This is a genomic window from Gaetbulibacter jejuensis (assembly GCF_039524015.1).
Taxonomy (GTDB): domain Bacteria; phylum Bacteroidota; class Bacteroidia; order Flavobacteriales; family Flavobacteriaceae; genus Gaetbulibacter_B; species Gaetbulibacter_B jejuensis.
Window position 1 is genome coordinate 1,163,265 of the sequence record NZ_BAAAGF010000001.1, and the last position, 15,205, is coordinate 1,178,469.

Here is a 15,205-nt window from a genome sequence, read left to right on the forward strand (position 1 = left end):
TTAAATATAACTATATTTGTAAATATTATTTAAACGAATTACTATGAAAAATAAAATTGAAAAGCGCACTTGTCCCTATAGTGGAGAAGAGTTTGTTCCAAAAAGATCAAACCAGGTTTTTGCGAATGACAAATACAGAATAGCCCATAATAATAAAAAGAATAATGATAAACGAAAGCTATTAGCTTCAATTAATAAACCATTGTTAAAGAACTTTGATGTATTTAGTGAGATTGTTGGTGATGAACCATATAAAATCGCACATAAAGAGTTTTTAAGAGGAGCTGGATTCAACTTTTCTGTTTTTACGCACCTATTTAAAGAAGAAAACATTAACAAATACTGTTATTCGGTTTATCATTTTTATTATTTTAAGGTTGATGAGAATTATTATAAAATTGTAAACAATGGTTGATATAGATTTAGAGAATATTCAAATGCTAACTCCCAAAGATATTGATACGGTAGAACTGACCAATGTTAAACAGATAAAGTCTCAGAATACATATTTAAAATATGGATTAATTATAAGCGGTTTTATTTTTGTTGGTTTTTTGGCTTATAACATGCACAAAAAGAATAACCTTAGAAGAAACACTGGGACATTAGATGAAAATTATTTTTCGTAATCGGTAATTAAATAAAATAAAAATGGAGTTTAAATATTATTTAAATTTCTTCATCTAATTTTTCCCCAATATTGTCTAGGTATTCTTTCAGGTTGATTGCTGGTATAGTACCTATTGCTTGTTGTAAATACCTTGTTAATTGAAAAAAGAATGTAACCATTGAATTATCAGCCTTACTAAACTTTATGCTTTTGAATGTTCTATTGTTATAAAATTCTAAGTAAGCTTTATGTCCAGCATCAATTATTTCATCGTTCGGGTCGTAATCGACATAAAAACTTCCGTAATCTGCAATACATCCCAAATCTATCGTTTTTAGCTTTGTTTGATTTTGAATATGCCCTTTAATCGTACTGTTATTATTCCTAGTATAAGTATTCGTACTGCAAAGAATACCCCCGATAATTTTGGTTAATGGTCTCGCTGGTCTAGCAATTCCACCATTAATAAACCCTGCTGCTTTTCTTTTAAGAACTCTTACACTTTCAATTTTTTCAGCCGAGTACTCAATATAATTTTTGTCATCAACATTTCCCTTAATATCAGGCTTTACTTCAAAAACTGCATAAACTCCTTCCGCAGGTATGTAATGAAACCCATTTTGAGTAAAAATGAAGGGAGTGTACCAGTTATCATAAATTACTATATCCATTTGATGGCTAGTGTTGCCTTCCGAATCTATTACAATCGCCTTATCCACATTATATCTATTTGGTAAATAAGTTCTAAGCCATTCAATCCAAGCATTTTCTAATGAGTCTCCTTTGGAGCCAGGGTGGGTAATAAACTCTCTATTTGTATTTAGTTGGGCAATCATTTGTTTTTGAAGCCCAGCGAACAGTAATTTTATATCTATTTTACTCATAAGGAATTAATTTTTTGTTATCGTAAATGTAAAAGGTTGCTTGGTTAAGCTGCTTTTCTGAAATACCCAAAATGAGTAAAACAGGGTTCTTAATATTAACACTTGGGGATGCTTCAATGTTAATCATTGCGTTTAAATCGGTTTCACTAAAGCCAGTACTTCCATTCGGGTGAGTGTGCCATTCACCAACATAATATTCTTTTTTCTTTTTGAATAATTTAGAAAAAAAAGACTTCATCCCTTTAGAACTTCTTTCAAATAAATACCTGCTTCCTTTATAGCTTTTTGGGAGAATATAATCGGTTATAAATAATGTTCTGTAATCATCTGAATATTTACCAATTAAAAATCCGCCAAACTCATTCGGAAAATGGACTATTCCCGTGTTACCAATTTTTTCTAGTAACTCTTGGTCTATTATTAGTTCTACTTTTCTATGCTTATTGTACAGCTTCAATACTCTACTATTTTTAAGTTGGAAGAATCACTTTCAATAATAAAGTTGTTTTTTCTCAAACCAGTTTCATACAAATGATGAATATGTTTTATCGCCATTTGAACTAATAATGATATGTCATTATAGGATGCTTTGAAAGTTGGACTCCAACAACCAGTTGGGTTATATAAATCAGATGTATCATTTTCTAAAACATTCATAAACTGATTCATTACAAAGTTGTAGATATTGGGGTTAAAGGCGCAAACCAATTCTTTTGCAAAGTTTGTAATAGAAAGGTTTATCAAATCACATTTTATATCGAGCGAATCAAGAATGTACATAAGGTCATTGTCTGTTGTGCAATCAAAAACTAAGTCGTATTGATTTAGGCCTTTTTCAAAACTGCTTTTTGCTCCTTTTTCTTTGTGGTATAACTTTATGATACCTTGAAAATAGTCCTTCTCAACAATGCTGGTTTCAACAAATGGAGAAATCGTACCTAGAATAATTTTAAGTTCTTCGGTTTTATCCATCAATCCAGTATTAAATTGATATTCTGACCGACATACATTTTCTGGTTCCTTAATGTCATAATCTGCAATATCAATGAACTTACAACCGCATCTTGTTAGTGTTTTAGCAACCATACTTCCTAATGCACCAACTCCTATAATCAGTATTTTCTCTTCAATAAAGTTTTGTGAAAAAGAACCTCTTCCGAAAAAATACTTGTATGAAGAATTTCTAGTGATACCCCAATTTATATCTAATTCGTTTCTTGGAGTTGTTATCCATTCTTTGTTTGGTAATTGATACCCTATAATCGGAAAATCACCTATTTCCAATAAAGCAACTTGCCAATGTATATTGACTTCATCAATTTTATACCCAAAAAAAACAGGGAACAACTTCCCTCTTTCTTTGATGGATTTTTTTTGAAATTCGAGTAGAAAATTTAAAAATGCTTCGGGAAGGTGGTCTTGTAAATCTAACCATTTAGTAAAAATGAATTTGCCATAGGTAGCGGGGGGCGTTTCAATATATAAATAAGCGCCAGTATATGAAATGCCCATATTCTTATAAAGATTGCTCCATTGGCAATCTAATTGTTCGCCACTTCTTCTAATAAATCTTTGAACTATATGGTTTGAAATTGAATCGCCTCTAAACCCTCCAGTTTGAAGTGCGGTAATAGTTACATCTCCAAAATCTCCTTTTTCAAAGCTATGCCCAGTATCTGTAAACAGAAATGAGCGATACTGATTGTTTATTAATTTTTCATCAACTATAATATGTTCGTAATGGTCATCTTGGTCTTTATTGATGAAGTATTTAACTATCCAATTCTTCAAAGAATGGAAATCATAATTTAGCTTTGATTTTAAATTTGTGTGATGCGATGTGTGAATACATATAGCACCATCTCCCATTACGTGCCTATACTCTAATAGATTCAAATTTTTAAACTTTATAGAATCTGAATCATAATTTTTTAAAGGATAGCATTTGAATACCTCTACAGTAAATTCTAAAGGGGTTGATAGCTCTTTGAAAGATATTTTAACCTTTCCCTTTATTAGTAGATTTTCCTCTACAAAATCATAGACTTTTTCAACAAATGGAATATCGCTAATGAGTTTTGTAACATCATCCAAAAACCCCATTTATCCGAATCGTTCATTTTTTGGTGGTGTAGAATAGGCTGTTCCCTTAGTTTTTATTCCGTAACCGCTGCTACTTGATGATTTGTCATCATCTTCAAAATCTTTATTTGTTGGAAAATAACTTTTGATATTATCACTATTATTATTAATCCTTTCAAGTATCGTTTCCATTCTGTTTGATAAATTGGTCTTTTCCCAACTCTCCAAGGTGTTCATTAAATCATTGTTGCTGTTTCCTGGGTCAATTAACTTAAACCCATCTTCTACAACTTTATCCTTAATATACTCCATCACTTTCTCCAATTTTTCCCAAAGATTGCCCGAAATACTTTCCTTATCAAAGGCTTTTATCGTAATAAGTTCTAATAAAAAGGATTTGTATTCTTTACCATTGTTGTTATTCCATATTTTTAATAAACGAATAATTTTTCTTTCGTTTTCTTTAGCTTTTATATGGTCAATTTGCGCTTGGATGTTAGTTTGTATATAAGTGCTGCTTGAGAAAATCCCATATCTGCTGTAAACGAAAAGATTTAACTTATTGTCTTCGGAATATTGGTCTTGATTAAGTTCTCTCCCCGGAACAATATCTAAGCTAATTACATCTCCATCGTCATCTTCATCAAAAATTATCCCGATCGATACTTTTTGTTTTCTTATTTGGGCAACTTCACCGTATTCATCATAGAGGAAATCATAAAGGCTATCAAACATTTTATCAAGAGTCTCGAATGAATCTCTTTTAAAAGGTACAACTACGTCTAAATCAAATTTTGTATTTATTGCAGTATGCTTTTTGAATGAACCCGAATCAAAAGGGTTGTATATATTAGAACCGTAGTGAGATTCTAAAGCTTCTTTTACTTCATTTCTTTTGGTCTTGAATTTGTCCACTAGATTCTGAACGTGTGTCATTCGATGTGTCTCTAGTACGTTTTGCAGGTGTTCTTGTTTGTTTGTTGCCATATTCCTAATATTTTAAGAATTTGAGCATCAATAATGCTGCCAAATTCAATATCAGCTATTTATGTCAAAATAATGATGGTAAATAATGCCAACTTGGCAGATATGTTATAAACTAAAAACAGAAAAAGTAATTACGTACACTAATTTTAAGCACATTAAACATTTGCAAATTTAATATTGGTTAAACAACTTTATCTATTTTAAAAACGCGTTAATTCGCTTTTAATATGTGTTAAAACAAATTGAAGTGAATTAAAGATGTTTCAAATAGCTTACATACGCTAGTTTTCTTGTTAGTTTATTGTAAATTAGACTTGTTGATAATCAACAAAAAGGACAATACATTCTAGACTTTGGTAATGAGAAAATTGTACCACTCGAGTCATGGCCTAAGCAGGAACATTTCCCTTTCAACTTAAAAACTTATAACAGAACTGTTCAAGAAACACTTCAAGGAGATATAGAATCTTGTATGGAGCTGATTATTTTAACAGGTTTTACGTCGCTTTTCCATCTTATTGATACTTTCGGAAATAAAGAACTCGAGAATTAAATAACATTAAGATTATCTAAGATAAGTCCTAAAATATAGCTTTGCAAGAGTATGAACTATTCAATGATAGGATGGCCATTTTGGTCAAGGTTGCTGAAGAAGCTGAAAAAGCATAATATATTTTTCAATATGCTCAATGAACTTTAAGTTACTAGGATTCAGAACAGTTCAAAGATGCTCTCAACACTTTTAGAGCCTTTTATCATTATTTTCATCAGCGTATTTGTAGGTTTTATATTGATTATTATATAATTGCCCGTGCTTAAGTTTTTGAGTAGCATTATTTAAAGTGTTGACGGTTATTATTTAAAAAAAATGATTTTCTATAAATATTACTAAAAAGTAATAATCATTAAAACCAGAATTGTCCAGAATAGAAATGAGAAATATTGTAAAGGAATATTCGGAAATAAGGACAGAAAATTTATCGACATTAAAAATCACAAGTTTTTTTCAAGAGAATTACGGTTTTTCCACAAGAGAATTACGGTTTTTCCGTAATTATTTAGTAGCACAAAATTTTTTAATTATAAAATTTTGTCAGTAAGAAAAAAAATACAATATTTATTCTAAAGTAATGAATAGAATAGTCAAATTGCTGAAGATTTATGCCATTACTTAACAAAAATTTCCTTAAAAAAATTCTTTTTATGCAAGGCTTCATGTGAGTGAGGGAAGCGAAGCTATATTCTAATCTAACTTTATTTATGAGCTTTAAAATTGGCTGGTACGTTCTGTACGTAAAATCTCGTTGGGAAAAAAAAGTACATGAATCTTTGAATAATATCTCTTTGGAGTCTTTCTTACCATTAGTAAAAACAACGCAGCAGTGGAGTGATAGAAGGAAGATAATACTTAAGCCATTATTTCCATCATATGTTTTTGTAAATATTAATTCTTCTTTAGAATTTCATAAAGCTTTAACGGTAAACGGGGCTTGTACTTATATTAGTTTTGGTAATGAATATGCTTGTGTTAACGAACAGGAAATTGATCAAATCAAACTGTTAGTTGGTGATGACAATATAACCGATATAACAACTATTGTAGACCTACCTAAAATAGGGCAAACGAAAAAAATTAGCTACGGACCACTTAATGGTTTGGAGTGTGAAATTATAAAGATAAACAATCTGAATAAAATTATTGTAAGGATAGATTCGTTACAACAAAATATTATGGCTACAGTACCTTTACACGTATTTGAGCCTGCTCTATAAATTAAAGGGATCTGAAGGTTTAGCGTCAGGTAGATAACCTCTTCATTTGAGACATTTGAGTTAATGTGAAGTTCTCTTTATCTCTTTTAAGATTAACTAATATAGTAATTATGCATGAATCGAAGAACAAAGGTTTGACTATTGATAGTCTTTTTGATACACTTGTAAATACAAACAAATCCACAACGAAATTGCTTGAAGAATTTACTAACATGGTTCTAAATGTTGAGTTGTTAGAACAGTTTCCGTTCTCCATTAAAAAGGGAAGTTTTCTTAAGCGTCAAACCTTATTGTTTTTTTATTCGATTCAAAAACCTGTCATTTATAGTGAGAGCATTATAAACCTATATAGGATAAAAGTAAGACAAAAAGATATGCTTAGTAAGGGAACCATTGCCATTGGTAGAGTATTTCGTAATCAGGTAATTGATAAACGAAACATAACCATAGAGAAAATATCTTCAAATTTTGTGAAAGATAAGCTCTGCTGCAATTCGTCGGAATTCTATTTTAAACAGTATGATATGTTTATCGATGATGAGCCAATTGGTGTAATCAAAGAATTTTTTTGCAACGAAACAATTCAACGTGTAAATCCTTAGAACCAAACAACTCGAGTTTCAGAGACAATCAGCTTTTTTGGACTGATATGGAGACGATACAAACCTTAAAAGCAATATGCTAAGAGGACTTAACTCGTTATGTAAAGGAAGTTTGAGTATTTAGTTTTTTTATAATCACAGTTAAATCTACTTTAGATAAAATTATGAGAATAATCCAAAGCTTATGGACTAAACCAATGTTGAATACTGATAATCAGAAAGAACATGGACGATTTTCTGGAGGTTGGTTAGATAGAAAATATCATTTAATGAGCTGGGCTTTGAGTTGCTTACAGTTACTTGAATTTTATGATGAAGTTGAATTGTTTACTGATGAATTTGGGCGAGATATCTTAATAGATCAATTGCAACTACCTTATACTAAAGTTCACCTAGTGTTTGATGACTTCGAAGAGTTTCATCCAGATTTATGGGCCTTAGGAAAAGTTTTTGTTTACGGTCTTCAGAAAGATCCTTTTATCCATGTTGATAGTGACGTGTATATAGGCTCGCGATTTTCTGATCGCATTGAAAATGCGACGTTAATATCTCAAAATATTGAAAAAGCGCATTTTTGGTGGTATGAGCCACTTTTCGCTAGTTTGAAAAAACAAGAGGTGCTATTCCCTAAAGTCATTCAAAAAGTGACGGAGCGAGAAGGAGAAATTAATGCATATAATGCTGGAATCTTAGGAGGAAATGACATATCCTTTTTTCAGTCTTATTCAAAAGCAGCTATCGATTTTGTAATGACTAATATTGATAAAATTGGGAAGATTGATGTTGGTGGATTTAACACCATTTATGAACAAACCTTGTTTTATTGTTTAGCAACGGAAAGTCAAATAAACGTTACATGCCTCTTCGAAACTGAAAATAATGGCGAACTCGTAGACACAGTTCAGGGCTTTACCAATTTCAAGCAATTCCCCGATGCCGCAAAATACATACATCTGTATGGTGTGCCTTGTAAAAGGAGCGAAAGCTATTGTAATGTATTATCTGATAAACTGAAATCGATTCACCCCAAACTTCATAAAAGAATTGAATCATTATGCCTAAATTCTGTATAGAGTCGTTAAGCAATGATATGTATCACATTTTTTTAATTATAGTTGAACCATTTCAAAGAGGAAGACTAATACCTATCACAGATTAAAAGTTACAGCTATCACAAATTTAATACGGTTCCATTTGTTTGAATTTTACTATGAACGATATTCTTAATAAACTTATCAAGTATAATATAGGTGTAAAAGTTATAGATAATCAGATTCAACTAGATGTTCCTAAAGACGTTAATATCGCTCCAATTTTAGAGGAAATAAAATTGAATAAGGAACAGTTGATTTTGCATTTTAAAACGTTGAAGAAAGCAGTTTCTAAGGGAAACACCCCTTCCATTCAGTTTGAAAAAAGAAACTTTGAAAATTACGTAAGCGACGGCGAACACAAATACTATGAGTTATTTTACCAACAGGAAAAAGAATACATTCGTTATAAAATAATAGGAAAGTTTGATTTTAACATAGTATTTACAATGGATTTTGAAAACATTGAAATACCAATTATCGAAAAAACGTTAGCAACAATTTTAAGCCGTCATGAAAGTTTAAGAACACAATATAAATTCATTAATAAATTGCCAAAGCAGTACATTGTGGAGGACTATGAGCTTCCAATTGCATATCATGATTTAAAGAATGTAAGCGATAAAGATATCTTGCTGCCAAGACTTAGACATGAAGCTATGTATAGAGCTTTCGATTTGGAAAAAGAGCTTTGTTCTTTTATGACCTTAATAAGGAATTCAGATGAAAGGACTACCTTGATTTTTACAATACACCATGCAAATGCAGATTATAGCTCAATAGGAATATTGAAACGAGAAATTCTAACAATTATTGAGGCTTATAAGCATTATAAGGATAATCCTCTCCGTGATTTAAAAACGCAGTATAGACACTACGGACAGTGGTTGAACTCTACATTGAATAGTGAAGAAGGAATTAAAATTAAAAACGAATATCTAAACAAAATCAAGGCAAGTGTTTCTGGAAGTTTATATGAAGGCTTAATAGAATTTTTAAACAATCATAATAATACATATAAAAGACATCTACAAACTGAATTGAATCAATTCAAAATTGAAAATAGACAGGAAATTGAAAATAGAGCTTTTGGCAAGCTTGTGAATATTATACCACAAAAAGGAGCAATATATGCAGTAACGCTAGATGATTATTTGATTAAACAGATAGAAAAGGCTGCTATTATATATAAGGTTAGTTCTTTTATTCTACTGCTATCATCATTTGTGCTTGCTTCTTCTAAGTTTAGTAATAAAAAAAATGCCAGAGTGTATATACCTTTCTCTACAAGGGTTGTTGAAGAGTTTGAGCCTATAGTTGGTTATTTGAACAACATTGTAGTTTTATGTTTAAAGGTGTCTTCAGAATATACTTTAGAAAAATTTATAAGGTATGTAGCAAGTGAGTTTTTCAAATTTTCAGAATATAGATTATACCCTTCAGAAGAAATACTTGATGAGTTAGATCTTAGTTTAGATATGTTGGCTCCGATGTTTATAAATTATATTAAGTATCCCAATCCTTTGAGTAGTGAATTTATTGAAGGGCATAAGGAAGATCCATCTTGCCACTTTAATTTAGGTATGACCATAAGCGAGTATAAAAATGTAACACTTATGGAAATACGCTATAATTTGAATACTTATTCAAAAAAAGATATAGAAAGGTTTACTCTGCTTTATATAGACATATTAACCAGAATGATTGAGAATAACGACTGAGCTCATCTAAAATAAGTATGGCTATTTTTTGCTGTATTCTTGAGAATATTGTTGGTCAAAAACTAATCTAACATACGTTTTAAGGATTATAAAATTAATTAATGGATAGCGAGATACTACAAAAACTTGGATTTAGAAAAGACAATCACCATGTCTTAAGAGATTTAAATGTAAGTATTACATATTCAAAGGCACTTAGAGTACTTGATACTATAAAATCCATTATCTACAATGATTATAAATTAGACACAGAAAAGTGTGTCGCTTTTTTCTGCCGAAATCAAGTCTTTGATGTACTAATATTGGCAGTTTTTATGTCAGAAAAGCAACAGTTTATTCTGTTAAATGGTAATAATAAAACAACACGAGAACCTGAACTTTTGGAGCTTCGGTTTTGCACACATTTTTTATCAACAGATATCTATAAACAAGATTTTAAACCTTCAGATTTAAAAGAAAATATTTATTTACTTTCCAATGAGTATCATAAATTATTGAATGCAAATGTCATTATTAAAGGGGCAATTTTATTTAAGTCTTCAGGAAGTACAGGAAATAGTAAAATAGTAGTGCATGATAATGATACTTTAATGAATAATTCTTTAGGCTGTTTAGATCACCTTGAAATAAATGCCACCGATAAAGTAGCAATTCCAGTTCCAATAAGTCATATGTATGGTTTTGGAGCGGCTTTAATACCTTCCCTGTTACAGGGTGTTTCAGTAATGCTAGTGAATAATGTCAATATTCCGGTGTATTTAGATGCAGAACGTTTATTCAACCCCAATGTGGTATTTATGACTCCCGGAATTTTGGAAATGTATATAAAATTTAAAAGAAATCCGTATCACTATAAATATCTAATATCAGGTGGCGATAAATTAAATTGTAAGACGGCTAAAGAATTAAATATCAGATATGGTAAGGTAATTAACTTATATGGCTCGACCGAACTTGGCGTAATCGCTACCTCTAAAAATAGTAAAAAAAACGATTCTAATTTGCTGATGCCATTGCAGGGTGTCAAAATTTCTTCAAAGTCACTTGATGACAACTTTAAGGAGCTATTATGTAACCACCCAAATCCGTTCAAAGGGTATTTCAATATTAAGGAGCAAACTTTTGAGGCAATAGCAGATGCATACGAAACCTATAATACATACGATTTAATCATAGAATACACTAATAATAAATTTGAGCTTAACGGTAGAAAAAATCTTTGCATCAACAGAAACGGCGTACTTATTTCATTGACCCAAATTGAAGAAGAAATAAAACAGCACATCATTGAAATTGAGGAAATAGTTATTTTACAAACAGACGAAATCAATATATATAAAGGTAGTACAATTAGCGCCTATGTGGTGTTTAGAAAAAGACAGAAATTAACTACGGATGAGTTAAAAGAGAAGTGTAAAACATTTTTAGAAAGCTACAAAATTCCTGATTCATTTATTGAAATGGATTTTATGCCCTATCTCCAATCCGGAAAGCCGGACAGACAAAACATAAGAACAACATATAAAATAAGTCGCAACTAAACTTTAAATCATGTCCAAAAAAGAAACCGCAATTCAACCTAATATTGAAACAAGAGAGGAATTTTATACAAATTACCCTTCCTTTAAATATTGGAACGTTAATAAGTCAAGTGACTTATTTTCTCCTGAACCGATTAATATTTATATACATATTCCATTTTGTGTTCAGATATGCAATTTTTGTTATTATAAAACTGAGAAAATAAAATCGCAATACGACATAGAAAATTATGTCGAATCATTATGCAAGGAGATTGCATTGGTTGCCAGCAAGAGAGAATATTCCAAAACTCCAGTTGATTCAATATATATAGGAGGAGGAACACCTACTTTATTGAAGCCAAAACAATTCACTAGAATCGTTGATGTCTTAAAAAAATATCATGATATTAGTTCGGCAGAATTTACATTAGAGAGTGCAGCGGGAACCTTTAATAAAGAAAAGGTTGAGTGTTATGTTAAAAATGGAGTCACCCGAATGAGTATGGGAGTACAGTCATTTGATGATGAAATTTTAAGGATGAGTAACAGAAAACATGTTCAGAAACTGGTTTTCAACTCGTTAGAACTCCTTAGAGGTTATGAAGGATTGGTGGTTAACATTGATATTTTAAGTGGTTTGGTTGGCGATACACACGAGTCGTTTAGTCATACGGTTCGAGAGGCAATTAATAGTAATGTTGATGCAATAACGTTTTATAAGTTTAAGACCTACGCCAACACCGCATTCTATCAGAAATCTTTACGTAATGATGATATAGAATTACCTTCCGCTGAGCAGGAAATCGAATTTATGGAATCGGCTTTGGACATCCTTCAATCCAGTGATTATAGTATGTGGACTACATTTGCCTTTACAAAAAATAATTACAAACACACCTACATTGAGAAAACATGGCGCGGAAAAGACTGTGTGTCTTATGGAGTTTCAGCCTTTGGAAAAATAGGAAATGTGAGTTATCAAAATACAAATAACTTACTCCACTACAAAGCATCTATAGAGGAAGGTACTTTACCTTTATACAGGCAATATAAATTGTCATTGAAGGATGAGATTGTTAAAGAACTCTTACTCTGTGTGGCCCGACTTAATTCATATAAAAAAGCTGAATTCGTCGAAAAATTTGGTTTCGATTATTTTGAGTTTTTACCAAAAGAAATAGACTTTCTATACACTAATGGATTTATCAAGGAAGGTACCGATGAATTAAGACTTACAAATAAAGGAATACTCTTTGCGGATTATATTGGAAAAGTACTCGTTGATGGCTTCAAAGCTAAAATTGGTGACGATCAATATCAATTAATCTATTAATTAACTTTTTAAACAGATCATTAATTTTAAATTTTTTATGCAATGGAAACGACAATTTTAAGAATTAAAAAAATCATTTCAGAAAAACTAGATGTTAACTGTAACATGGATGAAGTAACTCCCGAAACCTCTTTACTAGAGGATGGAATTGGGTTGGATTCTATTTCAATAGTAAACTTTATTGTAATGGTTGAAAAGGAATTTGATATTTCTTTTAGTGAAGAAGATTTAAATATGGACATGTTCTCCAACTTAACTAAAATTTGTGATGCTATAGATGCAAAACAAAATTAAGCAAACAGATTATTTTAAATAATTATAGCTTAGCATTGCAATTATTGGGAGGTTTGTTACAATATACATTTTAAGTAATTAGAGGTTTATGAAATTTATGATTTTGTGTCCTACGCGGTCTGGATCCAACTTATTGGTTAACTTGTTAAGTTCACACCAAAGACTAAGAATCCTTGGCGAAATATTTAGTTTAGATAGAATAGCTTTAGATGAAGTGGAATCTATTATAGACTTTCCAATTGAATATTTAAATAAGAAATTAGATCCAAAATCAGACTTGATTCATGGGGTTGGATTCAAAATGTTATACGACAATTTCAAATTAGATTATTTCAATAAAGAAGTAAAGCTAGAAACCTCTAATCAAGACGTAGAAAAAAGAAATTTAAAGCTCATAGATTTTGTTTTTAGTAAATACTCAAATGCTCAATTAGAGCATCAATTTGATAAACTATGGGATTATTATCAGAATGATAAAGATTTAAGGATTATTCATCTTACAAGACGAAACTTATTAAAAACATTTGTATCGTTGAAAAGGGCTTTTATAACAGATGAATGGATTAGTATTAAAGATAGAAAAGTTGACAATTTAGAAATTGAAATTTCAAAAGAAGAATTAGAAACCTACTTCAATAGAATAGTCGGATTCAATAACTATTATAACGAATTCTTTTCTGAGCACCAGATATTCAAATTAGAGTACGAGGATATGGTGTCTGACATAGAGGGAACCATGGAAAACGTTCTCAATTTTTTAGGATTGGAGCCAGTTAAATTGACATCTGTCCTTAAAAAGCAGAATAAGGCCAGATTGCGAGACAATATTAAAAATTATGAAGAATTGAAGATGCATTTTTCCAGCACGCAATGGAGTGGATTTTTTGAAGATTAAGTTATTCTGCAATGCCTTATTTTAAAAAGCTTAATTAGATTTTACAAAAAACTATTCATCAATAAAGACAAAGTTGATTATCCAGGTATTGACCAGATGTTCGCATCACAAGACGGTTGCTTGGAGTTACAATATTATGGCTAAAAAGCACTTTGTTTAAAAAGAAAACTCAGCTTATTTATGAACATGTCTAGCTCAAATGATAAAAAAAGCAAAAAAATTTTATTAATTAGCTATCCGCTTTTTAGTCATAATCTCGCCATGAAACCTTACATCGAAGTTCTTTTGAATAAAGGCTTTTGTATTGATTATTTTAATACAGAAGATTATGCCAATTTTATATCGAATGAGAACTTCAATTTTATTGGCTACGAAAACTATTCTGGATTAGGGACAGATACATTGAATAAAGATTTTTCAATATTTAAATTAGGCTTATCAATTTTAGAATCTTATGAAAAAACTGAAGCTCAAATAGAGAATCACATCATTGGAGAGCGCCCTGATTTTATTATTCATCCAAAGTTTGGCTTTGTGGCAAAACTATTGGCTTCTAAATATCAAATACCGGCCATAAATATGACATCAGGTTTTGTGTTTGATCCCGATATAGTTTTTAACTTCCACAAGGGAATTGATAGAAAAAATAGTGTTTCCATAGGAAATATATTTGATGGAAAAACACTTTCCTCAAAGTATGAAAAGATATTAAAGGAATACAATTTGTTCTCTTCTAATAGAAATGATTTATATATAAATGAGGAATCATTGCATATTGTTATGAATACGCCTGAGTTTCAACCTGATTTAGAATCGCTAGAAACTAATTATAAATTTTTAGGGATGAGTTTTGATAGGTATATGGAAGATAGCAAAGAAGACCTTATATATGTTTCTTTAGGAACTGTATTCAATAAAGATTTGAAACTTTTTGAGAATTTAATTAAAACATTGGAAAAATTTGATTCTAAGGTTATTATATATGCTAACATCAATGAAGCTGATTTGCCAGAAGGTTTTAAGCTAGCAAAATTAGGAAAGCAAGAAGAGTATCTACAAAAGGCCAAGCTTTTCATTACTCATGGTGGAGCATGCAGTATTCAGGAATCTCTATTTTATAAAACTCCTATGATTGTTATTCCGCAAACTATTGAACATGAAATTAATGGAAACAATGTTGTTCAAAATAATTTTGGACTACAAATACTTATGAATGAATTGGACGAATCAATATTGACGCAGTATGTGTCTAAAATTTACGATTCAAAAGACATAACCAATGCTCTTCAAGAATATAATTCCAGATACGATTTGATAAATAATAAAACGTCATTTTTAAAATTCGTTTCTAATTTAATAGAACAACAATCCTCTGTTTAACAGAAGTTAGCTAATCTAGGGATATATGCG

The 15,205-nt window shown here is 30.6% G+C and carries 15 protein-coding genes; 11 read left to right on the forward strand and 4 right to left on the reverse strand.

Annotation, left to right across the window (positions count from 1 at the left end; all coding sequences use genetic code 11):
- Window positions 1-43: 43 nt before the first annotated feature.
- The gene (locus ABD011_RS05130) at window positions 44-415 is read left to right on the forward strand and encodes a hypothetical protein (RefSeq protein WP_343796311.1); all 372 of its coding nucleotides are present in this window, start codon (window positions 44-46) and stop codon (window positions 413-415) included.
- On the forward strand, window positions 408-629 hold the full coding sequence (locus ABD011_RS05135) for a hypothetical protein (protein WP_343796313.1): 222 nt from the start codon (window positions 408-410) through the stop codon (window positions 627-629). The genes ABD011_RS05130 and ABD011_RS05135 overlap by 8 nt, the downstream gene beginning before the upstream one ends.
- Window positions 630-669: 40 nt before the next feature.
- On the opposite strand, the gene ABD011_RS05140 is transcribed toward ABD011_RS05135, so the two are convergent.
- The 4 genes from ABD011_RS05140 to ABD011_RS05155 are packed head-to-tail and all read right to left on the reverse strand — an operon-like array spanning window position 670 to window position 4,512.
- Window positions 670-1,494 carry a DUF6602 domain-containing protein gene (locus tag ABD011_RS05140; RefSeq protein ID WP_343796315.1) on the reverse strand — a complete coding sequence of 275 codons (825 nt, stop codon included), beginning with the start codon at window positions 1,492-1,494 and terminating at the stop codon, window positions 670-672.
- Window positions 1,487-1,951 carry a Mov34/MPN/PAD-1 family protein gene (locus tag ABD011_RS05145; RefSeq protein ID WP_343796317.1) on the reverse strand — a complete coding sequence of 155 codons (465 nt, stop codon included), beginning with the start codon at window positions 1,949-1,951 and terminating at the stop codon, window positions 1,487-1,489. Before ABD011_RS05145 ends, ABD011_RS05140 begins: the two co-directional genes overlap by 8 nt.
- On the reverse strand, window positions 1,948-3,588 hold the full coding sequence (locus ABD011_RS05150; RefSeq protein WP_343796319.1) for a ThiF family adenylyltransferase: 1,641 nt from the start codon (window positions 3,586-3,588) through the stop codon (window positions 1,948-1,950). The genes ABD011_RS05145 and ABD011_RS05150 overlap by 4 nt, the downstream gene beginning before the upstream one ends.
- 9 nt (window positions 3,589-3,597) lie before the next feature.
- Window positions 3,598-4,512, reverse strand: a complete 915-nt coding sequence (locus ABD011_RS05155; RefSeq protein ID WP_343796321.1) for a nucleotidyltransferase — start codon at window positions 4,510-4,512, stop codon at window positions 3,598-3,600.
- 1,311 nt (window positions 4,513-5,823) lie between these two features.
- On the opposite strand from ABD011_RS05155, the gene ABD011_RS05160 reads away from it, so the two are divergent.
- From ABD011_RS05160 to ABD011_RS05200, 9 genes are all read left to right on the forward strand, one after another.
- Window positions 5,824-6,336 (forward strand): UpxY family transcription antiterminator, encoded by a 513-nt coding sequence (locus ABD011_RS05160; protein ID WP_343796323.1) that lies wholly within the window; start codon window positions 5,824-5,826, stop codon window positions 6,334-6,336.
- Window positions 6,337-6,446: 110 nt separating this feature from the next.
- Complete coding sequence (locus ABD011_RS05165) at window positions 6,447-6,938, forward strand: chorismate pyruvate-lyase family protein (RefSeq protein ID WP_343796325.1); 492 nt, start codon at window positions 6,447-6,449, stop codon at window positions 6,936-6,938.
- Window positions 6,939-7,102: 164 nt separating this feature from the next.
- The gene (locus ABD011_RS05170; RefSeq protein ID WP_343796327.1) at window positions 7,103-8,011 is read left to right on the forward strand and encodes a DUF6734 family protein; all 909 of its coding nucleotides are present in this window, start codon (window positions 7,103-7,105) and stop codon (window positions 8,009-8,011) included.
- A 137-nt stretch (window positions 8,012-8,148) separates the two neighbouring features.
- Window positions 8,149-9,750, forward strand: a complete 1,602-nt coding sequence (locus ABD011_RS05175) for a condensation domain-containing protein (protein ID WP_343796329.1) — start codon at window positions 8,149-8,151, stop codon at window positions 9,748-9,750.
- A 101-nt stretch (window positions 9,751-9,851) separates the two neighbouring features.
- Window positions 9,852-11,291: an AMP-binding protein gene (locus ABD011_RS05180; RefSeq protein ID WP_343796331.1), complete on the forward strand. Its 1,440-nt coding sequence runs from the start codon at window positions 9,852-9,854 to the stop codon at window positions 11,289-11,291.
- 10 nt (window positions 11,292-11,301) lie between these two features.
- Window positions 11,302-12,606 (forward strand): radical SAM family heme chaperone HemW, encoded by a 1,305-nt coding sequence (hemW, locus tag ABD011_RS05185; RefSeq protein ID WP_343796333.1) that lies wholly within the window; start codon window positions 11,302-11,304, stop codon window positions 12,604-12,606.
- 42 nt (window positions 12,607-12,648) lie between these two features.
- Window positions 12,649-12,900: an acyl carrier protein gene (locus ABD011_RS05190; protein WP_343796335.1), complete on the forward strand. Its 252-nt coding sequence runs from the start codon at window positions 12,649-12,651 to the stop codon at window positions 12,898-12,900.
- A gap of 103 nt (window positions 12,901-13,003) precedes the next feature.
- Window positions 13,004-13,795 (forward strand): Stf0 family sulfotransferase, encoded by a 792-nt coding sequence (locus ABD011_RS05195; protein ID WP_343796337.1) that lies wholly within the window; start codon window positions 13,004-13,006, stop codon window positions 13,793-13,795.
- A 180-nt stretch (window positions 13,796-13,975) separates the two neighbouring features.
- Window positions 13,976-15,175, forward strand: a complete 1,200-nt coding sequence (locus tag ABD011_RS05200) for a glycosyltransferase (protein WP_343796339.1) — start codon at window positions 13,976-13,978, stop codon at window positions 15,173-15,175.
- The last annotated feature ends 30 nt before the right edge of the window (window positions 15,176-15,205 follow it).